The sequence below is a fragment of the Streptomyces sp. NPDC006512 genome (assembly GCF_040611935.1).
Taxonomy (GTDB): Bacteria; Actinomycetota; Actinomycetes; order Streptomycetales; family Streptomycetaceae; genus Streptomyces.
The window spans coordinates 110,243-131,517 of sequence record NZ_JBEXPG010000009.1 but is presented as its reverse complement, the minus strand read 5'-3'; the positions used below and the strand labels follow the sequence as shown (position 1 = coordinate 131,517).

The 21,275-nt window shown below is 71.5% G+C and carries 25 protein-coding genes; 13 read left to right on the top strand and 12 right to left on the bottom strand.

Annotated features, from left to right (window positions below):
* The first annotated feature begins 177 nt into the window (after positions 1 to 177).
* Complete coding sequence (locus ABZZ17_RS09605; protein ID WP_356873844.1) at positions 178 to 1,089, top strand: LysR family transcriptional regulator; 912 nt, start codon at positions 178 to 180, stop codon at positions 1,087 to 1,089.
* Positions 1,090 to 1,349: 260 nt separating this feature from the next.
* On the opposite strand, the gene ABZZ17_RS09600 is transcribed toward ABZZ17_RS09605, so the two are convergent.
* The gene (locus tag ABZZ17_RS09600) at positions 1,350 to 1,619 is read right to left on the bottom strand and encodes a DUF6406 domain-containing protein (protein WP_356873842.1); all 270 of its coding nucleotides are present in this window, start codon (positions 1,617 to 1,619) and stop codon (positions 1,350 to 1,352) included.
* Between the two features lie 145 nt (positions 1,620 to 1,764).
* Between ABZZ17_RS09600 and ABZZ17_RS09595 the strand changes: the two genes are divergently transcribed.
* From ABZZ17_RS09595 to ABZZ17_RS09585, 3 genes are all read left to right on the top strand, one after another.
* The gene (locus ABZZ17_RS09595) at positions 1,765 to 2,196 is read left to right on the top strand and encodes a DUF5958 family protein (RefSeq protein ID WP_356873840.1); all 432 of its coding nucleotides are present in this window, start codon (positions 1,765 to 1,767) and stop codon (positions 2,194 to 2,196) included.
* A gap of 314 nt (positions 2,197 to 2,510) precedes the next feature.
* Positions 2,511 to 3,050 (top strand): hypothetical protein, encoded by a 540-nt coding sequence (locus ABZZ17_RS09590; RefSeq protein ID WP_356873838.1) that lies wholly within the window; start codon positions 2,511 to 2,513, stop codon positions 3,048 to 3,050.
* Positions 3,051 to 3,341: 291 nt separating this feature from the next.
* The gene (locus ABZZ17_RS09585; protein WP_356873836.1) at positions 3,342 to 3,521 is read left to right on the top strand and encodes a three-helix bundle dimerization domain-containing protein; all 180 of its coding nucleotides are present in this window, start codon (positions 3,342 to 3,344) and stop codon (positions 3,519 to 3,521) included.
* Positions 3,522 to 3,906: 385 nt separating this feature from the next.
* Here ABZZ17_RS09585 and ABZZ17_RS09580 read toward each other — a convergent pair whose 3' ends face one another.
* Positions 3,907 to 5,589 carry a protein kinase gene (locus tag ABZZ17_RS09580; protein WP_356873834.1) on the bottom strand — a complete coding sequence of 561 codons (1,683 nt, stop codon included), beginning with the start codon at positions 5,587 to 5,589 and terminating at the stop codon, positions 3,907 to 3,909.
* A 248-nt stretch (positions 5,590 to 5,837) separates the two neighbouring features.
* Positions 5,838 to 6,968, bottom strand: coding sequence for an NADH:flavin oxidoreductase (locus ABZZ17_RS09575; RefSeq protein WP_356873832.1), 1,131 nt, complete (start codon positions 6,966 to 6,968; stop codon positions 5,838 to 5,840).
* Positions 6,969 to 7,137: 169 nt separating this feature from the next.
* On the opposite strand from ABZZ17_RS09575, the gene ABZZ17_RS09570 reads away from it, so the two are divergent.
* Both ABZZ17_RS09570 and ABZZ17_RS09565 read left to right on the top strand, forming a co-directional pair.
* Entirely contained in the window at positions 7,138 to 7,686 is a 549-nt protein-coding gene (locus ABZZ17_RS09570) for a MarR family transcriptional regulator (RefSeq protein WP_356873830.1), read from the top strand.
* Between the two features lie 68 nt (positions 7,687 to 7,754).
* Positions 7,755 to 8,543: a hypothetical protein gene (locus tag ABZZ17_RS09565; protein WP_356873828.1), complete on the top strand. Its 789-nt coding sequence runs from the start codon at positions 7,755 to 7,757 to the stop codon at positions 8,541 to 8,543.
* 143 nt (positions 8,544 to 8,686) lie between these two features.
* Here ABZZ17_RS09565 and ABZZ17_RS09560 read toward each other — a convergent pair whose 3' ends face one another.
* From ABZZ17_RS09560 to ABZZ17_RS09545, 4 genes are all read right to left on the bottom strand, one after another.
* Positions 8,687 to 9,088, bottom strand: coding sequence for a hypothetical protein (locus ABZZ17_RS09560; protein WP_356873826.1), 402 nt, complete (start codon positions 9,086 to 9,088; stop codon positions 8,687 to 8,689).
* 65 nt (positions 9,089 to 9,153) lie between these two features.
* Positions 9,154 to 9,531, bottom strand: coding sequence for a toxin Doc (locus tag ABZZ17_RS09555; protein WP_356873914.1), 378 nt, complete (start codon positions 9,529 to 9,531; stop codon positions 9,154 to 9,156).
* Positions 9,528 to 9,779, bottom strand: a complete 252-nt coding sequence (locus tag ABZZ17_RS09550) for a YlcI/YnfO family protein (protein WP_356873824.1) — start codon at positions 9,777 to 9,779, stop codon at positions 9,528 to 9,530. The genes ABZZ17_RS09555 and ABZZ17_RS09550 overlap by 4 nt, the downstream gene beginning before the upstream one ends.
* Positions 9,780 to 9,999: 220 nt before the next feature.
* Complete coding sequence (locus ABZZ17_RS09545; protein ID WP_356873822.1) at positions 10,000 to 10,383, bottom strand: VOC family protein; 384 nt, start codon at positions 10,381 to 10,383, stop codon at positions 10,000 to 10,002.
* An 81-nt stretch (positions 10,384 to 10,464) separates the two neighbouring features.
* Between ABZZ17_RS09545 and ABZZ17_RS09540 the strand changes: the two genes are divergently transcribed.
* Positions 10,465 to 10,902, top strand: a complete 438-nt coding sequence (locus tag ABZZ17_RS09540) for a hypothetical protein (protein WP_356873820.1) — start codon at positions 10,465 to 10,467, stop codon at positions 10,900 to 10,902.
* Between the two features lie 145 nt (positions 10,903 to 11,047).
* On the opposite strand, the gene ABZZ17_RS09535 is transcribed toward ABZZ17_RS09540, so the two are convergent.
* Positions 11,048 to 11,656: a hypothetical protein gene (locus tag ABZZ17_RS09535; protein ID WP_356873818.1), complete on the bottom strand. Its 609-nt coding sequence runs from the start codon at positions 11,654 to 11,656 to the stop codon at positions 11,048 to 11,050.
* A 114-nt stretch (positions 11,657 to 11,770) separates the two neighbouring features.
* Between ABZZ17_RS09535 and ABZZ17_RS09530 the strand changes: the two genes are divergently transcribed.
* Positions 11,771 to 12,097: a hypothetical protein gene (locus tag ABZZ17_RS09530; RefSeq protein WP_356873816.1), complete on the top strand. Its 327-nt coding sequence runs from the start codon at positions 11,771 to 11,773 to the stop codon at positions 12,095 to 12,097.
* 41 nt (positions 12,098 to 12,138) lie between these two features.
* On the opposite strand, the gene ABZZ17_RS09525 is transcribed toward ABZZ17_RS09530, so the two are convergent.
* Entirely contained in the window at positions 12,139 to 13,896 is a 1,758-nt protein-coding gene (locus ABZZ17_RS09525; RefSeq protein WP_356873814.1) for an immunity 49 family protein, read from the bottom strand.
* A 375-nt stretch (positions 13,897 to 14,271) separates the two neighbouring features.
* On the opposite strand from ABZZ17_RS09525, the gene ABZZ17_RS09520 reads away from it, so the two are divergent.
* Positions 14,272 to 14,934, top strand: coding sequence for a deoxynucleoside kinase (locus ABZZ17_RS09520; RefSeq protein WP_356873812.1), 663 nt, complete (start codon positions 14,272 to 14,274; stop codon positions 14,932 to 14,934).
* Positions 14,935 to 15,064: 130 nt separating this feature from the next.
* Here the strand turns inward: ABZZ17_RS09520 and ABZZ17_RS09515 are convergent, their stop codons facing one another.
* The gene (locus tag ABZZ17_RS09515; protein ID WP_356873810.1) at positions 15,065 to 16,273 is read right to left on the bottom strand and encodes an FAD-dependent oxidoreductase; all 1,209 of its coding nucleotides are present in this window, start codon (positions 16,271 to 16,273) and stop codon (positions 15,065 to 15,067) included.
* A 227-nt stretch (positions 16,274 to 16,500) separates the two neighbouring features.
* On the opposite strand from ABZZ17_RS09515, the gene ABZZ17_RS09510 reads away from it, so the two are divergent.
* From ABZZ17_RS09510 to ABZZ17_RS09495, 4 genes are all read left to right on the top strand, one after another.
* Entirely contained in the window at positions 16,501 to 17,388 is an 888-nt protein-coding gene (locus ABZZ17_RS09510; protein ID WP_356873808.1) for a LysR family transcriptional regulator, read from the top strand.
* 111 nt (positions 17,389 to 17,499) lie between these two features.
* Entirely contained in the window at positions 17,500 to 18,207 is a 708-nt protein-coding gene (locus ABZZ17_RS09505; protein ID WP_356873806.1) for a VanZ family protein, read from the top strand.
* Between the two features lie 68 nt (positions 18,208 to 18,275).
* A complete protein-coding gene (locus tag ABZZ17_RS09500) occupies positions 18,276 to 19,010 on the top strand; it encodes a response regulator transcription factor (protein ID WP_356873804.1) in 735 nt (244 codons plus the stop codon).
* Positions 19,003 to 20,082, top strand: coding sequence for a HAMP domain-containing sensor histidine kinase (locus ABZZ17_RS09495; RefSeq protein WP_356873802.1), 1,080 nt, complete (start codon positions 19,003 to 19,005; stop codon positions 20,080 to 20,082). Before ABZZ17_RS09500 ends, ABZZ17_RS09495 begins: the two co-directional genes overlap by 8 nt.
* Before the next feature lie 80 nt (positions 20,083 to 20,162).
* Here the strand turns inward: ABZZ17_RS09495 and ABZZ17_RS09490 are convergent, their stop codons facing one another.
* Both ABZZ17_RS09490 and ABZZ17_RS09485 read right to left on the bottom strand, forming a co-directional pair.
* Complete coding sequence (locus ABZZ17_RS09490) at positions 20,163 to 20,837, bottom strand: nucleotidyl transferase AbiEii/AbiGii toxin family protein (RefSeq protein ID WP_356873800.1); 675 nt, start codon at positions 20,835 to 20,837, stop codon at positions 20,163 to 20,165.
* The gene (locus tag ABZZ17_RS09485; RefSeq protein WP_356873798.1) at positions 20,834 to 21,208 is read right to left on the bottom strand and encodes a hypothetical protein; all 375 of its coding nucleotides are present in this window, start codon (positions 21,206 to 21,208) and stop codon (positions 20,834 to 20,836) included. The genes ABZZ17_RS09490 and ABZZ17_RS09485 overlap by 4 nt, the downstream gene beginning before the upstream one ends.
* Between the last annotated feature and the right edge of the window lie 67 nt (positions 21,209 to 21,275).

Sequence of the window (21,275 nt, the reverse complement as noted above, 5' to 3'; positions counted from 1 at the left end):
CCTTGAGGAAGCCTCAACGGTCGTACGCGAGCCGGACGAGGGACACGACGGCCCCTCGTGGCGGGCCTCCCGCAGCGGCCGCGCCGATCTGACCAGGGTGCCCAGCGAAATCCGGTTGATCAACGAGAGATACTGGAACCTGCGTTTAGCGAGGCTCAACAGGGGGTGGCGGACCGCGTGCTCGAACGCCTGGAAATGGAAGCGTTCCTCGTACTGGCCGCAGAGCTGCACTTCGGGCGTACCGCGGAACGCCTGCGCGTGACCACCGGCAGGGTCAGCCAGCTCATCAAGAAGCTCGAACGCCAGGTCGGGGCGCCGCTGTTCGAGCGGTCCAACCGTCGCGTCCGCCTGACCCCGCTCGGCCACCAGCTGCACGACGACCTCTGGCCCGCGTACGAGCAGATCCAGGCCGCCCTCGCCCGCGCCGTCAGCAGCACCCGGCAGACCACCAACGTCCTGCGGGTCGGTTTCATCGGTGTCGCCGCCGGCCAGATCGCCCACCGGGCGGGCGGCATGTTCCCCGAACGCGAGCCCGGCTGGCGCGTCCGCATCCGCGAGGTCCAGCTCTTCGACGCCCTGGCGCGGCTCCGCGAGGACGACGTCGACGTCCTGCTCCTCCACCTGCCGATCACCGAACCCGACATAGTCGTCGGACCGGTGGTCCTCTCCGAGCCGCTGATGCTCGGGCTGCCTGCGAACCACGCCCTGGCCCAGCGCGAAAGCGTGACCCTGGAGGACCTGGCCGACGTCGCGCTCCTGCGCGTCGCCGGCGTACAGCCCGGGGAGTGGCTCTCGGACCGCTGGCCCGACCGCACGCCACAGGGCCGGCCGATCGCCCCGGGCCCCGAGATCGAGACGTTCCTGGAGGCCCTGCAAGTGATCGCCTCCGGAACCGGCGCGGGCATCGTCGGCGCGCAGGTCACCCGGTTCTACACCCGCCCCGACATCGCCTACGTCCCGTTCACCGGCTCACTCCGGCTCGACTGGGCGCCCGTCTGGCTGAAGTCGCACAACACCCCCGCCACCCGCGCCTTCGCCCGCACCACCCTCGAGGCGGCCCGACTGCTCCACCCCGCCACCACGCCCTGACCCCATATCGGCCGAGAAGGGACAGGTCGGACGTGGGCCGCGGGCCTGGCTGCGTCTGACCGAGGACGGAGCAGCCACCTACCGGCGCCACCTTGCCGCGCTCACGGAGATCGTGGGCCCGCCGCATTGATGGAGATGGTGCGGTTGGCGTTGGCGGGTGTGCCGTGCTTCCTTCCGCGAGCGCCGCTTGAGTAGCCGGAGCGGCTCCGTCCCGCAACCTGGCGGGACTCCGCGGCGCCGCGGCTGTCTCGGTACGGGTATCAGTCGGTCCGCTGGAGGCGGACGGACCACTCGCTGCTGCCCGGACCATTGATCTCGGCGACGGCCCAGGAGCCGTTGGCCAGCGCGAACTCGGCTCCCAGGGGCAGGGTTCGTGGTCCGCTCGCACCGCCCGGTACCTCGATGAACAGTCGCACCTGCGCGGGCTGACCTTCCTGCGCCGCGATCGCCCCGACCCCTCCGACGGTACCGAAGGGCAGTCGCATGACCTGGCCTCCCCTGACGCTGAATTCGCGCTCTATTGCAGACATTTCCATTCCTAGCGAAGCGCCATCCACTGTCTCCGTACTCACGCCTGCGCGCAACTCGCTCAGCGCCGACGATCGCTACGAGGCTATACGCCGGGTCCTGCCGGCCCACCCCCGATCCGAACCGGCCACATGGAATGATCAGTCGATGACCGAGACGAGCAGTGCGGACGAAAGTTCCTTCAGGCGCGAGACCGAGCAGGTCGTCAACGAAATCGCCCAAGAGCTCCGCACCTTGGACGACGGGGCAACCTGGTTCACCGACCTGTCCCTCGAACGCCGGCGGGCAGTGCTGAACGAGGTCGCCGGCTACGCGATGCAAGCACACATCACAGCAGCGGACGGCCGCGCAGGAGTCGCGCGGTCGGGAGTGAAGCCCACTGCCAACCCCTCAGTGATGATCTGCATGAACCCGCCCCGTTACGGCTTCTCGAGCCTCCCCGCCGACGAACACGTCAAGGCGTTCCGTGTACTCGTCTCCGTATTCGCCGTCGCCGACACCCGCCGCAGGCAGACGTACTGCAAGGGCGCCTGCGGACACGCGTGGCACCACCTGCCCACGCCCACCGCGGAACGGTGACGACGACCGCCCCGCTTCCGCCGGTGCGGCCGTCGGGAACCGTCGTCCGCACCGGTACGCTCCCTCTCCCCCGACGGCCAACGCACCGCCCCCCACAGGTCAGTGAGCCGGCGTGGCCGCTGCCTCGCTCGGGCGACCAAGACCCGCCCGGGTCACCAATTCACTGACTACGACAGGTCGCCCGCCGATTTCTGCGGACCGCCGGCAAGGTGCAGGGCGCAGCTAGTCTTATGATCATGGCCTTGCGACCCGATGAGTTCTACGACCACGCGCGTGCGGCAGCGGATGATGAGCTTCGGCTTCCGCTGGCGAGAATGACCGGCTGGGACATCAGCCCCTTCGAAGCGGACGGACTGCGCGTGTCCGCGCTCCGCCCGCCCGTTCTGCCCGAGCCGCCGCGGCACGGCGAAGACCCGGCGGACTGCGCCGAGTGCCGCTCCCGCGACGAGGGCGTCTGGCTCAACGACCGCTGGCGGCTGGCCCGGATACCGGGCGTCGGTGTACCGCTGGTGCTGATGCTGTACCCCCGCGACCACTTCGACATGGCCGACCTGCCCGACGAGCTGGCCGCCGAGCTGGGCGTGCTCACCACTCACATCGTCCGCCACGTGCAGGCACTGCCCCACATCTGCCGGGCCCACGTCTACCGGATCGGGGACGGGTCCGCACACCTCCACGTGTGGTTCTTCGCCCGGCCCGAGGGCCAGACCCAGCTGTACGGGTCGTGGCTGCCCGTCTGGGACGACCTCCTGCCCGCGTACCCGGCCGAGGTGGCCGACGCAGATGCAACCGCTGTCGCCGAAGCGCTGGCCGCCTCGTACGGAGGCGCGCCTCAGGCACCAACGGGCCGATGAACCCAGCCGCCGCGGGCACAGCGGCTCGGCAGCGGCGGCAGGCTTCCCCCGATCGGATGAAAGCAGGGCCCGGTAGAACCGAGGAGGCCGAGGGCGGTGCCTCCCGTGCGCCGGGAGCCGGAGTCGGTACGGCGGCCCTTTCGGGCCGGTGGGTACGGCCGGGGTACGCGCAGAGCGACGGAAGATCGACTTCCGGGCCGGCAGCCGCTCCGGGAGACTGAGCAGGGTCGGTTCTCGAGGGAAGGCTGGTCCGTGGTGGCGGAGTCGGAGGATGGCCTCACCATCCGCCAGGTGGTGGAGCGACTGCTGGCGGCCCATCCCGAGCTGGACCCGGAGCTGGTGGAGAGTTCCGTGAGGACGGCGTACGAGGAGCTCAGGTACGCGCGTGTCCGTGCCTACCTGCCGGTCCTGATGGAGCGCAGGGCGAAGGATCTGCTGCCCCCTGCCGAACAAGGGGAACGCCCCGCCTGAAGCTCGAGGTGTCGAAGGGTCCCGGGTCCCGGGGCGTGGACAGGTCCGGGCCCGGGTCGGCGGGGCGGGGAAACGGCCGCCGGCGCGGAGCCTCGGCGTGCCGCGGCGGTCCAGCCGCTCCGCAAGAAGGCCCCGGCCTCCTGAAGGAGGCCGGGGCCTTGGTTGAGCGCTGGGCAGGCCTTGCACCTGCATCCCCCCACGGGAAGTGGGGTGTCTTTCCTTGGACCACCAACGCCAGACCCGTCAGCCGCCGTTCACGGCCACGAGCTCAAGATCCAATATACAGCAGGAGAGGACCCTGCCGCCATCGGCTCCGCCGGCGCATGCGCAGCTCGGGCGCTGCGGTCTGCGTACCGGTAGAGGGCCCGGCGGGCGGTGCGTCGTCTCAGCAGGCGGGGGACGAGCCCTTCTGGCCCTTGAGGTCGCGGTTGTACAGCCAGCCGGTGGCGTTCGTGCCGTCCACGCGCACGAACGTCCACTGGTTTCCGTACGAATTGACGATGTAGCACTGGTACCAGAGCTTGGTGCCGTTCTTGACCAGGCTGCCCTTCGGGCACTGCTGGTACGGCGCTCCCAGCAGGTGGTGGTCGCCGGAGATGTAGCCGTAGGTGCCCGGCGCCGGGTCCCTGTGGGTCCAGCCGGCGCAGCCCGTCGGGACGGGGCTCGGCTTGGCCGGGGCGGGTGAGGAGCCCTTCGGGGAGGGCGATGACGTGGCGCCCTTCTTCGAGGGGCTCGCGGACGGCTTCGCCGTGGGTCCGGAGCCGGAGGGCGACCCGGAGCCGGAGGGGGACGTGGCCGGGGTCTGCGCGACCGGCTGCCCGCCCGCGGCCGGGGAGCCGCCGGGTGCCGGAGTCGGGGCCACCGCCCGCGCCGGGTCTTCGCCGCCCGAGGTCAGGGCGTAGGTGACGCCGCCGGCGGCGAGTACGGCGACGACCGCCACGGCCATCGCGGCACGGCTGCGACGCCGCGCCCGATCCGCGGCCGCCGAGCCGGACTGGTTGGTGGTGAACGGCTGACCGGGCGGGAGTCCGTGCGACGGGAATCCGGGCTGCGGGGTGGGGGCGTAGGGCTGCGGAAACGATACGGCGCCGGCGTCGAATCCGGCCGGGGGCGGGGGCCCGAAGCCGGGGACGGGCGCTGACACGGGCGGCGCGGAGGGGGTCGGCTGGACCGTGGCGGGCGCCGCCTCGGGGACCGCGTCGCCGCCGGCCGCGACCTGCTCCAGCATCGCGCGGGCTTGCTCGGCGGTGGGCCGGTCCTCCGGTTCCTTCGCCATCAGTGCCCGCAGCACGGGGGCGAGCGGCCCCGCGCGTCGCGGCTCGGGCAGCGGGTCGCCGACGATCGCGGCCAGCGTGGACCACACCGAGGTGCGGCGGAACGGCGAGACGCCCTCGACCGCCGCGTACAGGGTCATCCCGAGCGACCATATGTCGGAGGCCGGTCCGGGCTCCCGGCCCTGCGCGCGCTCCGGCGGCAGGTAGTCGAGCGAGCCGACCAGCTCACCGCTGCGGGTCAGCTTCGCCACGGCCTCGTCGCCGGAGGTCTCGATGGTGGCGATGCCGAAGTCCGTGAGCACGACCCGGCCGCCGCGCTCCAGCAGTACGTTGCCGGGCTTCACGTCGCGGTGCAGGACGCCCGCGCGATGCGCCGCGTCGAGCGCGTCCATCAGCTTGGCGCCGATCGCGGCGGCCTCGTGCGGGTCGAGCGCGCCGCGCTGCGTCACCACCTCGTCGAGGGAGGGTCCGTCGACGAGTTCCATGACGATGACGGGCAGACCCTGCTCGTGCGTGACGTCGTGCACGGTGACGACGCCGCCGTGCCGGATGCGGGCGGCGGCCTGCGCCTCACGCTCCATCCGGGTGCGCAGGTCGGCGAGTTCGGCGTCACTGGAGTCGGTGTAGGCCCGCAGGACCTTGACGGCGACCTCGCGGGCGAGCAGCTCGTCGACGGCCCGCGCGACCACGCCCATGCCGCCGCGGCCGACCACGGAGGTCACGCGGTAGCGTCCCCCGAGCACCTTGCCGATCAGGTCCCCGTCGTTCGCTTCCCCCGCTTGGCCCACTGGCACCCCATGCTCCGTTCCACGACCGGTCGTCCGTCTCGACTCTCTGACGGGGCACAAGCCTAGATGCATGATCCGCAGGCGGACCGCGCGGCTGCCGCCTCCCTTGCGCGAACGGCGAACGCGCCGCGGGTCCGGGGCCCGGCCTCCGAGGCGTGGCGCGCCGGGACCGGGCCCAGCGCATCACGCCCCGTGACGCCGCGCCGCCGTCGGGGACGGCTTCCGGCTAGGCCTGGACGGCCACCGGCTACCGGCTACCGGCTGAGCGACTTCAGCGCCTCCGCGTCGTACGGCTTCAGCTCGTCGAAGCGGTTGCCGAGTACCTTCGCCGCCCACTGAGGGTCCTGGAGCAGCGCGCGGCCGACGGCGACCATGTCGAACTCGTCGCGTTCCATGCGGTCCAGGAGGTTGTCGATGTCGCCGAGCGCCGCTCCCTCACCGGCGAAGGCGCGGATGAAGTCGCCGTCGAGGCCGACCGAGCCGACGGTGATGGCCGGCCGGCCGGTGAGCTTCTTGGTCCAGCCCGCCAGGTTGAGGTCCGAGCCCTCGAACTCCGGGAGCCAGTAGCGCCGCGTGGAGGCGTGGAACGCGTCGACGCCCGCCGCCGCCAGCGGGGCCAGGATCGCCTCCAGTTCCTCCGGGGTCTGCGCGAGGCGTGCGTCGTAGGCCTCCTGCTTCCACTGCGAGTAGCGGAAGATCACCGGGAAGTCCGCCGGGACGCGTTCGCGGACCGCGGCCACGATCTCCGCCGCGAACTTCGTACGGGCCACCGCGTCGCCGCCGTACGCGTCGGTGCGGCGGTTGGTCCGCTCCCACAGGAACTGGTCGAGCAGGTATCCGTGGGCACCGTGCAGTTCGACGCCGTCGAAGCCGATCCGCTCCGCCTCCGCGGCGGCGTCGGCGAACGCGCCGATGACGTCGTCGAGGTCGGCACGGGTCATCGCCCTGCCGGTCCCCTCGGTGCCGTCGACGCGGATGCCGGAGGGGCCGACGGCGGGTGCGTCGGCGTACGGCGCCTCGCCCTGCTTGCGGACCATGCCTATGTGCCACAGCTGGGGCACGATCGTGCCGCCCGCCTCGTGCACGGCCGCGGCGACCTTCGCCCACCCCGCCAGCTGGTCCTCACCGTGGAACCGCGGCACCCGGTCGCTCTGACCGGCGGAGGCGTGTCCGACGTAGGTGCCCTCGGTGACGATCAGGCCCACACCCGCGGCGGCCCGGCTGGCGTAGTACGCCTGCACGTCCTCGCCGGGCACGCCGCCGGGGGAGAACATCCGCGTCATCGGCGCCATCGCGATGCGGTTGGGGACGGTCAGGCCGTTCAGCTGGACGGGCCGGGAGAGGATCTCGGCCGCGCGGGAGGCGGTGGGCTTGGTGGCGGTCATGCGGGTCCTCCGGATTGAGGCTGCTGTGGCTCGTCGGGTGACAACGAGAAGTGCATAGTACACACGCTATGTATCATGCATATTGCAGCGCCCGGTCTTCGCGCCCCGCCGCCCGCAGCCTGGGCCCTGCGGGGGTCCGCCGGTCCCCCGGGTCCACAGGTCCGCGATAATGGAGCGCCGGAAGGGAGCGGGAGGCGCAGTGCTGGAGAAACTGGAGCGGGAGCTGATGCTGCTGTCGCGGCACCAGGTGCTTGCCCGGCGCGAGCGCGATCCCGAACGCCTGGAGCGGTCGGCGTACCTGCTGCTCAGCCGGATCGACACCCAAGGCCCCATGTCCATCGGACAGTTGGCGGAGGCCTTCGGACTCGACACCTCGACCGTGAACCGTCAGACGGCGGCGCTGCTGCGCTGCGGACTGGCCGAACGGGTCGCGGATCCGGACGGTGGCATGGCCCGCAAGCTGCGCATCACGGTCGAGGGCGGGCGCCGGCTCGCGGAAGACCGTGAGGTCAACCGGAGCTGTCTGGCCCGGGTGGTCGCCGGCTGGTCCCCCGAGGAAGTACGGGAGCTGGAGGACGTCCTGGTCCGGCTCAACCGCAGCGCCGAGGCCCTGGAAGGCCGGTACTGGCCGCGCGCGGAGGAACGCACCGAGGAAGACGACGCCCGCGCCGCGTGCCACCCGCCGGTCCCGCACGAATCCCCGACGCCTGGTCCCTAGGAACGCCTGCGGGCCGCCCTGTGGAAAATCCCGGCGCTCGCCCTGGCGGCGGGTGAGATCCTGAACCGATGAACGAGACCTCCGCTGCTAGGGCGGCCGCCCGGTGGCCGCTGGCCGCGGCCGGGGAGACCGATTGGCTGCGGGAGCTGGCTGACGATGACGGGCTCACCGGCTTCATGCCGCCCGCGCTGCCCGACGCCGCCTGGGTGCTCCACTCCATGTACGAACACGTACTCGGGCCGACCGACATGTCGTTCGTCGCGTATCAACGAGCAGTGCTGAACGGCGGCGGGCCCGAGATCATCCCGGGTCTCGACCCCGCGGACGTGTTCGGGGGCACGCCGGGCGAGCCCCACGGCCCCCGTTGGCGCCGACTGCTCTGGGCGGAGCTCTCGCAGCGGACCGGTGAGCCCGTGGCACCCGAGGGGCGGCTGCCCTGCTACCGCTCCTTCCCCTCGCTCCGGGAACCGGGCGGCTGGCCGGTCGGCATCACGGGGGCGTCCGAGGGGAGCCTGGACCGGACCGACTGGAACCGCCTGGTCGACATCCTGACCGAGCACAGCCCGCAGGGTGCGCGGACCCCCTGCCTCGCCTACTACAACCCGCTGTTGCAGGGGGCTGAGGACTTCGACAACCTGCACGTCCGGGCCGGCACGCTCGCGGACGCCAAAGCGTTGTACGACCACCCCGAGGAGGACGGCTGGACCCCGTCCAACCTCTGGGCCCGGGACCGGTCCTGGGTCCTGTGCACGGACTATGACCTCTGGGCCACCAAGGTGGCGGGCCCCGCCCGGCTCGTCGAGGCCCTCCTCGACGACGCGGAGGTCGAGGCCGTACGCCTGCCCTGGGCCCACTGATTCCGGCCTGCCGCCCGCCCCGGACCGATCAGGTGCGGCCCGTCGCCCGTCGTCGGCCGTTGGCCGGGGTGCGCGTGAGACGGCCCGCCAGGGCCTGCTGCCCGGGTGTGACCCGTCTGGGACCTGTGTGGGACCCATGTGCGTCAGGCGTCGGACATGCCGCTCGCCCGGGCGATCCCCTCCACCACCTGCTCGTCCTCCCTGCGCTGGTGCTGCCGGTCATCGAGCTTGTCCCGCAGCGCCCGCAGCTTTTCCGGGTCGTCCGCGACGTCCGGGGGAACCAGCGACATCGCCGCCCTGGCGTGCTCGCCGTCACCGAGGCGGGCAACGACGTGGTCGGCCCGGTCCTCGTGGCCGGGTTCCATCGCACCGAGCAGGCCGAGGAGGTTCAGCAGCTCCATCTGCACCTCCTCGGTGAACAGCGCCCTCTCTTCCGGCTCCAGATCGAGCCGGAACCGCCCGCCGCCGGCCTTCACGTACTCGCGGACGACCTCCATGAGGAGGTCGAACTGCTGCTGGGGCATCCGGACCCGGAGCGTCTCCACGTAGAGGGCGTACCGCGCCCGGACGATCGAGGCCGGGTCCCCTCCGGCGGTTCGGGCCAGGTCGGTCAGATCCGCCAGGAGCGGATGCGGTCGGCGGCGTCGTACGCGTCGGCCCGCCCGGCGCCGATGTCGCGGGCCAGGTCGATCAGCGCACCGTACGGGGCGTCGATGGCTTCCCCGGCGGCGTGCATGTAGGCCACGGCGGTGCCCGCGCCGAACAGCGAGTTGCGGGCCGGGAGGGGGCGCAGTCGGATGACGGAGTGCATCAGGGCTGCCGCGCGCCACGCGTTGTCGGCGAGGGCGCCGACCTTCGGGGTGTTGACGCGGTGGCGTCCGACGGCCGCTACCAGAGCGCTGAAGTCGTGGATGACCGGCTCTTTGGGAAGGACCTCCGCCTGGCGCTCCAGGAGCCAGCGGATGTCGATGGAGAGCTCCACGGTCAGGCGGCCCGTCCCGCGGCGTCCAGCCGGCCCGGGGCGTCGTCGGGGAACCCCTTGTCGAACGCGGCGGCGTGCTCTGCGACGAACGCGCGGAACACTTCGGCCGCCCCTTCGAGGCGTGGATCACGCACCGCGTTGGCCGCGGCCTCGGTGATGAGCGCGGTGACGGTGGTGCCCTCGGCCTCGGCACGCTCCTGAAGCTGCGCGTGGAGTTCCTCGGGGACTCGGATCGTGACGGGTTTCGATGCCATGCCCCGAACGTACAGCAGCCCGTACAGCATGGGTGTGGATTCCCTGAAAGACCTCCCGCCGCCGCCCACAGCGTGCAGCCTCGGCTCGCGAGCGGCGTGACCTGCGGAAGGAACCACCGGGCGGCGTCTGGGACGAGCCCTGCGATCGGCGGACGGCTCCCGCAAGGAGCTTGGTCCCCGCTGCGGCCGGCCCCGTGGCCACGAGGGTTGAGCGTGGGTGTCAGGAACTCATCGCGGCATGGTCGGAGTCGCTGCGGAGGACGCAGAATTCGTTGCCTTCGGGGTCGGCAAGGACTGCCCAGCCTGAGCCATCGGGATTCCGGCGATCGGTGACGAGGGTGGCACCGAGGCCGAGCAGCCGTTCCACCTCCTGCTCACGCGAGGTCTCAGGGCGCAAGCACAGATGGATCCGGTTCTTGATCCTCTTGGGCTCGGGTACCTGGTTGAAGTACAGCACTGGGCCCGCCACCAGCATCACCTGAGTCTCCCGGTCACCCGGTTTGTCCTCCGGATGCAGTGGCCGGCCGGTCACTCCACTCCAGAAACGGGCCAACTCGTAGGCATCCGCACAGTCAATCGCCACGTTCTGCAATACCGAAACCATGCGCGCGAGCCTGCCCCACTTCCACTGCGGACGCCACCGAGTTGAACGCAGCTCCGCGCAGGCTACGGGCATCATGGCGTCGTGATCACGTTTCATTGCGCCGCGTGCGGCTCCCGCCTGTCCGCTCCGGTGCGCGAGGTCCCCCCGCCCGCGGAGGCGGAGACCTGGACCCCGCTCGACTCCCCCGTGGACCCCTGCCCGCCCCGCATGGCGGCGGGCACCTTCGCCCTCGATCCGCAGTCGGGACGGATCGCATGGGGTCCGCCACCCAAGGGCTTCAGGAAGTCCCGGGCGGGACACGGAACGCCGGTTGACCTACTGCTGAGCCCGGGCGACTTGGTGGGCACCTCGAAGATCCTGCACCGTTGGGGCGGCTGCTGCGGGCCGGGCGGGCACGACGGGCCGAACCTGGCGTGCGCGGGGTGCGGGGCCGAGGTGGGGCTGTGGACAGGTGACTGCTACACCTGGCTCGAAGTCGTGCTCAACGCACGCCTGGTCCGCCGTTCCCCATCGGCATGATCCGGCCCCGCACCCGCCCTCCTCTGTATCCGGGGCGGCACCGCCCGCGTCCGATACCGACCTCGGTTCGAGGAGTCCAAGTACGTTGGCGCCGCTAGGCAGTGCGGCCGGGACTAGCCGTGCGCGATGGTGTGCGATCGACGGACTACCGGATGGGCCCGGAGGTGGTCGGCCGTACCGGACTCTTCGCCCAGTACTCGAGCTGCTTGCGCACGGTGGGATCGCCGATGGTGATCAGCACGGTCGCGGGGTTGTCGGCGAGCTGCGCGGCGGTGGCTTGGCCTCGGACGTCGTGCGGGGCCGCAGGCCCGTCGGAGACATATTCGATCACCATCGCGTTCTGGCCGCACCGCAGGGACACCCAGGCCTTCGCGCCAGCGGCTCCGGAGACGCTGTGGTACGGACCGGCGGGAGGGGCGGTGCTTCCCTCTCCCCGGCCCGGCCACTTCGACACCAAGTGGGCACGATTGGCTGCGGGGTCATCCGTAGAGAAAGTCAGAAGCCCACAGGAATCGTCATTCACGTAGCCGATGATTCGATTGTGGCCGAATTTGGTTTCGGCCACAATCGTGACGGAACCGGGAACATCCGCCATGGGATCACCGGCGACAGTAATTGGTTCTAAATCCTTCAGCGGGGTGACGCCGATAGCGCTGCCCGGAGAATTTCCGTCCGCCTCCCCGCCCGCTTCGCAACCGGCAAGTAAGACGATGAGGGCAGCCCCGGTGGCCAGAGTTCGTTCGATTCGCGGCATGGTTGATTGAAGCAGACGCCCACCGGCCGGTAGTGCGCCGGACGGGACTGGGAGAATGGCCGGTACGGCCACCGCCGCCGGTGGTGGTGTCGGTGAGGGAAAGGAGGCCATCGGGTGGGGCAGGACCGGTTTTCTCTGGATGGGCTTCTGGGGATTGGCGCCGACGCCGAGGGGCGTGTTTTCTACCTGCGCGTGGCTGGCGGCACGACGGCGTACGAGCGGGGTGGGGAGCCTTTCGACTACATCCAGGTCATCCTGTACGAAACGGCCGCACCAGGCCGGCCCGCGGACGCGAACGACATGTTCGAGACCGAGAGCCTTGAGTGCCTGGCGGACGGGCTTCGCAACGGCGCGCTCGACTGGTACGGCGAGCGGCTGGCGTTCCGTACGCCGACCGGCGAGGAGCTGGAACGGATCCGCTCCGTGACCGGCTGGCGGTAGGGATCCGTCCCGCGCGCAGGCCGTCGCCCCCGTACCAGGGTCTAGAAGGGTTCAGCGGCCCGTAGGAGCTCCTGCGGGAGGTACGGGGATTCGACGCGGACGGCCCAGCCCCGGCGGCGTGCGTGGCAGGCCAGGGCGAGGACGTCGAGGTTGACGGAGGCATCCGGGCCGTTGGCGCGGTCGGCGACCTGGTAGTGGTCGCGGTGGGCTTCGAGCGCGTCGGCCAGGGCCAGGTTGAAGCTTTCCTCGTCGCCCGCCACGAGCTGCGACAGCAGTACGGCCGGTGGCATGGCGAAGCCCCAGTCCTTGGCCTGCTCGTCCTGTTGCAGCGCCCGCCGCACGGCCGGTTCGGGATCAGTGCCCTTCAGGTAGGCGTGGAGGGCTTCGCGGTAGGCGGCAGAAGCGGAGCCGTCCGGGCGGGCGAAGGCGGGGCCGGTGAGGACCAGCGGGGCGAGTTCCTCGCGGACTCCGGTGATCAGGGCCAGGGCAACGGCCTTCTGCCAGCCGGCGGCGCCGGCTTCCTCGTCCCGCTCGGCCGGGTAGCGCAGCGTGCGGCCGTCGACGGTCACCTCGACCTCCGTGCCCGGTTCCGCCAGGGCGATGCGGAACAGGGCCGCCCCCATCTGAGAGGCCGACCGGAGGTTCGCGAGCTGGGCGTCCGTGACACCGTCGGAGGATCCCGCGCGCCACTTGAAGAGGCGCTCCTGATCGCCCATGACGCTGCCGAGCCGCCAGACGGCGAGCGGCTCCCCGTCGACGGGGGTGAGCGCCTCCCGGACGTTTTCCTCGTACATGGCCTCGATCTGCGGGCCCACCGTCCAGTCGAAGGCCGGCCGCTCCACCACCAGCGGCCCTGCGGCGAGCGCGGCCACCGCGTCCGGCCGCCGGTCCCGGCCGAACCCGGCCACCCGCGGGCCCCGGTCTTCGAAGCCGGTGACGAGCGCGTGCGGGAGGTAGTCGGTCCGGACGGCAGGGGCCCAGCCCAGGGTGCGGTAGGCGAGCGCGGCGAGGGCCAGGGGGACGAGCGGGAGCAGGGTGCCGGGGGATGCCGTGGGGCCGTGCAGGATGGTGTGCCCGATGAGGAGGTCGGCCAGGGCGGCATCGAAGGCCTCCCGCTCCGCTGCGGCCAGTGCCCGCAGCGCACGGAGGGCCACGCTGTCCGGCCGGTCGAGGAGGGGCTCGCCCGTCTCTCCGGCGCGGACGCCGATGCGCTCCAGCGCCGCGTCGACGGCGGCGAGCTTGGCCTCCGCGCCCGGCGGGTACTCCTCGTCCTCGCCGGTGTCGTCCAGGACCACGGCCGTCAGTCCGGTGGCGAGCTCGCCGGTGGACGTTCCCCGCGCACCCGCGACGAACTTCTGCCGGGCGAAGTGGAAGGCCTCGCCGTGCCACTTCGCCTTGTCCCTGAGGACCGACAGACAGAGCGCGTCGATCCACTCCCCGGGTGTGATGCTCTCCTCGGGGGCGTCCTCGCCCGGGTCGTAGCTCATGCCGAAGTCCACGTACTCCAGGAAGACCTGGAAGGTGCAGTGCGGGTGGTAGGCCGCGTAGGCGACGGCGCCGGCCGCGGCCTCGGCGGCGTCCTTGAGGGCGGCCTTGGCCTCCGCGGTGTCGAGGTCGGGCGTCTCGACGGAGAGGGCGCCCAGGTAGTCGAGGAACTCTTCGGCGATCGCCTGCCATTCGTACGTGGCCATCCGGCCGGCCCTCGACATGGACCGCACCTGACCCCCGATGCGGTTCGTGAAGTCCTGCCGTGCCGCCGACACGATCGGTTCGCCCACCTGGTGACGCTCTATTCGCACTGCCCCGCTCCTTGATCGAATCCGTGGGACAGCCTAGGCGCGGGATCTGACAGGCCGGCCCGTCGTCGCTCCGGGAGCGGCTCGCGGCTGTCGGCCGTGCGTGGCGGAGTACGTCGCGGAGTGCGTCGCGGAGTGCGTCGCACCGCCGACGCTTTGGCGGTCCCGGTCGCATCGTCATTTAAGATTCAGGCTGGCCGCAGGGCTGCGGGGCGTCGCTGTGCACGGCCTGCGTCGGGATTCCGGTCCGGACGGGGACCGTATGACGCTGATCATGAAGCTCCCGGGGAATCACGTGCCCGTCGGCGTGCGTCTCAGTGGCGTGAGGTGTCCAGCCCACCCGCCCACGTACAGAAGACCCCCAGGGAGAAGTGAGGTATGTCAGTGATCTGCGTCGGAGGCATGATCGGGATCGGCAAGACGAGTGTGGCCGAACTGCTCGCCAAGGAGCTGGGCAGCGAGGTCTTCTACGAGAGCGTGGAGGACAATCCGATCCTTCCGCTCTTCTACACGGCGAGCCCCGAAGAGATCCAGGCGAGACGCTACCCCTTCCTCCTCCAGCTGTACTTCCTCCAGACCCGGTTCGCCTCGATCAAGGAGGCGTACAAGCAGGGCGACAACGTCCTGGACCGGTCCATCTACGAGGACTGGTACTTCGCCAAGGTCAATCACGACCTGGGCCGGATCAGCTCCCTCGAGATGGGCGTGTACGAGGGGCTGCTCAACGAGATGATGCGCGAGATCGACGGTCTGCCGTACCGCAAGGCGCCCGATCTCATGGTCTACCTCAAGGCGGACTTCGAGACGGTGATGCACCGCATCGGGCTGCGGGGCCGCGATTTCGAGCAGGACGAGGGCCTCGTGCAGTACTACCGGACCCTGTGGTCCGGCTACGACGACTGGGTGCACAAGCACTACTCGGCCAGCGAGGTCCTCGTCATCGACATGAACCACACCGACGTGGTGAACGAGCCCGAGGACGCGGCCCGTGTGGTGCGGGAGGTCAAGGACGCCCTGGCCGCGATCAGGCACCGGGCCTGACCGCGGGGAGCGTCCCTCGGAGCGCCCCGGCCGCGGCTTCCCGCAGCGGCGGCGGCTGCCGCTGCGGGACCCTTAGCCGGGGCGGGTACGGGGCCCGGGCCGCGGCCCCTGCGGCCCCGGGGCCGGCCGGCTAGACGGGCGACGTGGCGGTGACCGGCGTGTTGTCGCCCGCCGTCTCCAGGACCCGCTGGCGCGCGCCGCCCCGGGACATGAGGTGCAGCTTGTATCCGCCCGGCTTGTGGGCCTCCTCGGCGAGGTGCTTGACGACGCCCGAGCAGACGAGCTCCTTGAGCTTCGCGCCGAGACGGCCGTCGATGTTGAACCACACCGCGCGGTCGAACCGGTCGGCGAACTGGAAGATGCCGTCGCCGCGGCCCAGGCTGATGCACTGGGCTCCGAAAACCTGGTTGAGCGCGGCGGGCCGTTCGCCCTCGATCCGGCTGAGCACGGTGTCGGCGGCCCGCGCGCCCATCGGCATCGCCGCCTGGCAGCTCATCCGGGGCGGCAGGCCCGACGGCGCCGCCGAGTCCCCGGCCGCGACGATACGGTCGTCGTCCACGCTGGTCAGGGTCTCGTCCGTGAGCAGGCGGCCCACGGCGTCGGTGCTCAGCCCGCTGCGCGTGGCCAGGTCCGGCACGCCGAATCCGACGGTCCAGACGGTCACCTCGCTCGCGACGGTGCGGCCGCCGCTGAGCCGTACGGCGTCGCGGGTCACGGCCGTCACCTTCGTGCCGGGGCCTTCGAGCACGGTCACCCCGAGCTTGGTGAGGCGCCGGGCGACCGAGCGCCGGCCCCGGGCGTGCAGGTAGGGGCCGAGGGCGCCGCCGCAGACCAGGGTCACGGCGCGGCCCGCCTCCGCCAGCTCGGCGGCCGTCTCGATCCCCGTCGGACCGGCGCCGACGACCGTCACCGCGGCCGTCGGGGATGCGGCGTCGAAGACCGGGCGCAGCCGCTCCGCCTCCTCGAGGGTGCCGATCGGGTAGGCGAACTCGGCGGCCCCGGGCACGGTCGGGTCGGCGCTGCCGCTGCCCACCGCGTAGATCAGGTAGTCGTAGCCGATGCTCGCGCCCGACGCCAGCTGCACGTAGCGCCCGGGTGCGTCGACCCGGGTCGCGGTGTCGACCAGCAGGGAGGCCCGTTCCGTGAGGACCTCTCTGTACTCGACGACCGCGTCGTCGGTCCCGCCGACCAGCTGGTGCAGCCGGATGCGGTGGACGAACGAGGGGCGCGGGTTGATCAGCGTCACCGACACGTCGCCGCGCCGGGTGAGGCGGTTGGCGGCCATGACGCCCGCGTAACCGCCGCCGATCACTACCACGTTGGTGTTCTTCTCAGTCATGGAGAGTCCTTCGTCTATGGGTTCGGCCTGGAGACGGCCGATCGGCGCGGCCCGGCTCCACGAGGTGCCGGCACCACACCGTCCCGCGGTACTGCGGCGGTGGGGCATGTCGGTCGCGCGGGTCGGATCGCATGTCCTCAACCCTCTTGCGAGCGGCGGCCATGATCAATGTAAGATTCCGCGCTGTTCGATAACCGCCTGGTTATCGCCGGAGAACAGGGGAGCCGGTGGAGCTGCGGGACATCGAGATCTTCCTGGTACTGGCCGAAGAACTGCACTTCGGACGGACCGCGGAGCGGCTGCGCGTTTCCCAGGCGCGGGTCAGTCAGGCCATCAAGAAGCAGGAGCGGCGCATCGGTGCCGAACTGTTCAGCCGCACCAGCCGTTCCGTGTGCCTGACCGAGATCGGCCGGCAGTTCCGTGACGATCTCCAACCGGTCTACGCGGGTCTGCACGAGTCCCTGGAGCGCGCCCGGCTGGCCGCCTCCGGCATCACCGCACAGCTCCGCGTCAGCATGCTGCCCTTCAACGTCGTCGATCTGCACCCCTATTGGAAGGCGTTCCGATCGCGGCACCCGCAGTGGGGGCTCCAGATCCGTCCGGCGCCCTTCAGCGATGTGTTCGGACGGCTCCGCGCCGGGGACATGGACGTCATCGTCGTCTGGCTGCCCGTGAACGAACCGGACTTCACCGTGGGGCCCGTTCTGTGCACCGACTCCCGTGTCCTCGCCGTGAGTTCCGGCCATCGCCTCGCGGAGCGGGATTCCGTGGCCCTGGAGACGTTCGCCGACTTCCCGCACGCCACCGCCACCGGCATGGCGGACTACTGGGAGGACAGCTACCTGCCCTTCCTCACCCCGCGGGGCCGGACCATCGAACGCGTCAAGGAGGTGGCCAACGCCGACGAGCTGATCAACCTGGTCGGCATGGGCGAGATCATCCACGGCTTCCCCAGCCACGTCACCCGGTACTGGGGCATGCCGAACCTCCGATGGCTTGCCATTCCCGACCTGCCGGCCATGTCCTTCGCCCTGGTCTGGCGCACCGAGGCCGAGAACGACCTCATCCGCGCCCTCGCCGACACGGTCCGCGACCTCGGCTCACTGCGCTTCTGACCCGGCCGGGCCCGTGCGCGCGGGCACCTGTTTCGTCCGGCGGTGCGTGTATCGCGGGCGTATCGGAAATCGGATACGCCGCCGCGACGGCCCTCCCTGTCCCATGGGGGCATGAACAACGACGTGTCCCTGTCGGCACCGCTCCTCCGCACGCGCGGAATCGTGCTCCTCGGCCTCGCGGTCCTCGGTGTGGCGGGCGCCGTGTTCGCCGTGCGGCGGCCGCTGATGATGTCCGCTCCGAAGTGCCTGGCCGGGCGGTGGCACGGCTGCTTCGACACGTTCAACGGCGTGGTGCTGATGACGCTGGCAGCGGTGCCGTTGGCCCTGCTGGTGGTGTGGGCCCTGGCCCGCCGCCGGCGCGCCGCGGGCGTCACGTCGGCGTGGCGGATGTCGCTGGCCGAGGTGGGCATGGTCCACGGGACGGTTCCGTTCCTGTGGATGACGATGATGCCGGGGGCCGCTGGGGCCGGCACCGCGCCGGGCGCGGTGAGCCTGGTGCCGCTGCGGGACCTGGCGACGATGGGGCCGCTCGGGATCGGCGGCAACCTGCTGGTCTTCGCGGCGCTGGGGTTCTTCGCCCCGATGCGGTTCCCGGCGCTGGCGTCCGTGCCGCGGATCCTGGCGCTCGGGGCGGGCTGTTCGGTCCTGGTCGAGACGGCACAGTACGTCCTGCTGCTGGACCGGGTGTCCTCCGTGGACGACGTACTGGTCAACGCGGTCGGCGCCGTACTGGCCGGGCTGGCCTCGCGCCGCTGGTGGCGCACCACGGCGGAGGCCCCGTCGGACCGGCCCCGCCCCGCTCCGGCAGCGGCGGTCTGAGTCGGGTGCCCGGTGGACGCACCGCTCGGCATACGTCGGCGATATGTCGTGCTGCTTAGGCTGGGGACATGCGCGTACTGATCGTCGAGGACGAGCCCTACCTGGCCGAGGCCGTCCGTGACGGGTTGCGGCTGGAGGCGATCGCCGCCGACATCGCCGGTGACGGCGACTCCGCCCTGGAACTGCTCGGCGTCAACTCCTACGACCTCGCGGTCCTCGACCGCGACATCCCCGGCCCCTCCGGCGACGAGGTCGCCCGGCGCATCGTGGCCTCCGGCAGCGGCATCCCGATCCTCATGCTCACCGCCGCCGACCGGATCGACGACAAGGCCTCCGGGTTCGAGCTCGGCGCCGACGACTACCTCACCAAACCGTTCGAGCTGCGGGAGCTGGTCCTGCGGCTGAGGGCGCTCGACCGCAGGCGCGCGTACGCCCGGCCCCCGGTCCGCGAGATCGCGGGCCTGCGGCTGGACCCCTTCCGCCGGGAGGTCTTCCGCGACGGGCGCTACGTCGCGCTCACCCGGAAACAGTTCGCCGTGCTGGAAGTCCTCGTCGCCGCCGAGGGCGGTGTCGTCAGCGCCGAGCAGCTGCTGGAACGGGCCTGGGACGAGAACGCGGACCCCCTCACCAACGCCGTCCGCATCACCGTCTCCGCCCTGCGCAAACGACTCGGCGAACCGTGGCTCATCGCCACGGTGCCCGGCGTCGGATACCGGATCGACACCGGCGGGGGCACCCCCGCCCCTGGCCGTGCCCCTGGCCCTGGCTCTGTCATGGGCCCTGGCAGCCGTCCGCATGCGTAGACGCCCGGGGCTCAGTGCCCGGCTGAAGCTCACCCTCAGCTACGCCGGGTTCCTCCTCGTCGCCAGCACCCTCCTGCTGGCGGTGGTGTGGGTGTTCCTGCTGCGTTACGTACCCGACAACTCGCAGGGCCTTCTCGGGATCTCGCCCAACCGGTACCTCCTGCTGCGCACCTTCGCCCCCGCCGCGGCCGCGAGCCTGGTCCTCCTGCTCGTGTTCGGCCTCCTGGGCGGTTGGATCCTCGCCGGCCGGATGCTCGCACCGCTCACGCAGATCACGGACGCGGCACGGATGGCGGGGAGGGGGTCGCTGTCCCACCGGATCCGTATGAAGGGCCGCCAGGACGAGTTCCGGGAACTCTCCGACGCGTTCGACGCGATGCTCGGGCAACTCGAGTCCCACGTCGCCGAGCAGCAGAGGTTCGCGGCGAACGCCTCCCACGAACTGCGCACCCCGCTCGCGATCTCGCGGACGCTCCTCGACGTCGCCCGCAAGGACCCCACGCGGGACCGGGACGAACTCATCGAACGCCTGCACGTCGTCAACACGCGGGCGATCGACCTCACCGAGGCCCTCCTGCTGCTCAGCCGCGGCGACCGCGGAAACTTCCGCCGCGAGGGCGTGGACCTCTCGCTCGTCGCCGAAGAAGCCGCCGAGGCGCTGCTTCCCCTCGCGGAACAGCGCCGGATCGCGCTCGACGTCACCGGCGGGGCAGCGCTGACCAGCGGCTCCGCGGAGCTCCTGCTGAGGATGGTGACGAACCTCGTCCAGAACGCCATCGTCCACAACCTCCCCTCCGGCGGCACGGTGACGGTCCACACCGAGGCGCACGACGACACGAGCGTGCTGCGGGTCGAGAACACGGGCCCGCGGCTGCCGCCGGAGCTGGTACCGACCCTCACCGAACCCTTCCAGCGCGGAACGGAGCGCGTACGCACCGACGAGCACGCCGGTGTCGGCCTGGGTCTGGCGATCGTGCACAGCATCGTGCGCGCCCACGGCGGGACCCTCGACCTCGTGGCCGGCCCCGCCGGTGGTCTCCGCGTCACGGTCCGGCTTCCCGGCGTGCCGTAGGCGTCGTTCCCCGGCCGTCCGCGGACGGCAGGAGCCGACCCCCGGGTCGGAGCACTGCCTGCCGGTGTCCGGCGAGGTGCTCAGCCCTCGTCGTCGGTGCCGTGCGCGGGCAGGCGCCGGCGGACGTCGGCGGCCCAGGCCGCCGCCCAGCCGCGCAGGACGGTGATCGCTTCCTCGTCGAGGCCGTAGCGTGCGAACTCCTCGTCGTCGATCCACTCGGAGCCGGCGAGGCGGTCGTGGAGGTCTTCGAGGTGGAACCCGTCGTCGCGGGTGTGCCGGGCGCCGAGGCGCTCCAGTTCCCGGAGCCCGCGGAGTGCGGCGGCGGCATGGACGTCGATGAGGTCGCGGGCGGTGCCGCGGTCGGCGAGGGCGCGCACTTTGGTGCCGATCACGGTGTCGAGGGCGAGGACGGGGCCGTGCTCCGTGTCGACGGGTGTGGTCCAGAAGTGTTCTTTGAGGATGTCGACCTCACAGTCTTCGCCGGTACGCGGGTCGGTGACCATCAGCCGGGCGGCGAGGGAGTCGACATCGACGAGGTGTACCCGCCAACCGCGTGCGGTGAGTCCGCTCTCCACCCGTGCGGCGATGTGGGCCATCGGCGTGGGGTCCTGGGTGGCCACGTCGAGGTCCTGGCTGAGCCGGTCGACCAGGCCGTGCGCCTGGACGGCGTAGCCGCCCGCCAGGACCAGGGGGTAGTCGGAGCCGATCTCGATGACGGCGGCCAGCAGCCGTCCGTGCAGGTCGGTGAGCCTCACGCAGCAGTGGGCCCCGCGCCGGCGGCCGCGGCGAGCTCGGGAAAGGCCTCTTCCCACACCGCTCGGATGTGCCTGCTGACCAGTTTGCGCAGGACCGGCCACTGCTCCAGCAGCAGGTCGCGGTCCAGGAGGTGCAGCAGGTCCTCGTGCTGGCCTTCGGCGAGGACGGTGCGGTACATGCTCATCCGCAGCTTGGGCCGGTCCAGATCGAAGGTCCGCAGCCCCGACCAGGCCACGTGCGCGGGCAGCTCGACCTGACCGCCGCGGGGGCCGGCGAGCTTGTCCAGCGAGGCCGGCAGCCGCCGGGCGTAGCGTGCCCGGAGCACCTGTTCCGCGGACGGGCCGCCTTCACCGTTGTCGTGCGCGATCATGCCGGTGATTATCCCCTGCCTCCCCCGCCCCGCACATCCCTTCCCGCCGATCCGCCGGTCCGCCGGT

Bases quoted from the DNA above. Each gene is read 5' to 3' on its own strand.
- ABZZ17_RS09535 (WP_356873818.1), bottom strand. From the start codon at position 11,656: ATGCCGCGAATCGAACGAACTCTGGCCACCGGGGCTGCCCTCATCGTC.
- ABZZ17_RS09570 (WP_356873830.1), top strand. From the start codon at position 7,138: ATGGAGCGCCGGAAGGGAGCGGGAGGCGCAGTGCTGGAGAAACTGGAG.
- ABZZ17_RS09595 (WP_356873840.1), top strand. From the start codon at position 1,765: ATGACCGAGACGAGCAGTGCGGACGAAAGTTCCTTCAGGCGCGAGACC.
- ABZZ17_RS09550 (WP_356873824.1), bottom strand. From the start codon at position 9,779: ATGGCATCGAAACCCGTCACGATCCGAGTCCCCGAGGAACTCCACGCG.
- ABZZ17_RS09495 (WP_356873802.1), top strand. From the start codon at position 19,003: ATGCGTAGACGCCCGGGGCTCAGTGCCCGGCTGAAGCTCACCCTCAGC.
- ABZZ17_RS09565 (WP_356873828.1), top strand. From the start codon at position 7,755: ATGAACGAGACCTCCGCTGCTAGGGCGGCCGCCCGGTGGCCGCTGGCC.
- ABZZ17_RS09515 (WP_356873810.1), bottom strand. From the start codon at position 16,273: ATGACTGAGAAGAACACCAACGTGGTAGTGATCGGCGGCGGTTACGCG.
- ABZZ17_RS09500 (WP_356873804.1), top strand. From the start codon at position 18,276: ATGCGCGTACTGATCGTCGAGGACGAGCCCTACCTGGCCGAGGCCGTC.
- ABZZ17_RS09520 (WP_356873812.1), top strand. From the start codon at position 14,272: ATGTCAGTGATCTGCGTCGGAGGCATGATCGGGATCGGCAAGACGAGT.
- ABZZ17_RS09575 (WP_356873832.1), bottom strand. From the start codon at position 6,968: ATGACCGCCACCAAGCCCACCGCCTCCCGCGCGGCCGAGATCCTCTCC.
- ABZZ17_RS09545 (WP_356873822.1), bottom strand. From the start codon at position 10,383: ATGGTTTCGGTATTGCAGAACGTGGCGATTGACTGTGCGGATGCCTAC.
- ABZZ17_RS09590 (WP_356873838.1), top strand. From the start codon at position 2,511: ATGACCGGCTGGGACATCAGCCCCTTCGAAGCGGACGGACTGCGCGTG.
- ABZZ17_RS09485 (WP_356873798.1), bottom strand. From the start codon at position 21,208: ATGATCGCGCACGACAACGGTGAAGGCGGCCCGTCCGCGGAACAGGTG.
- ABZZ17_RS09600 (WP_356873842.1), bottom strand. From the start codon at position 1,619: ATGTCTGCAATAGAGCGCGAATTCAGCGTCAGGGGAGGCCAGGTCATG.
- ABZZ17_RS09505 (WP_356873806.1), top strand. From the start codon at position 17,500: ATGAACAACGACGTGTCCCTGTCGGCACCGCTCCTCCGCACGCGCGGA.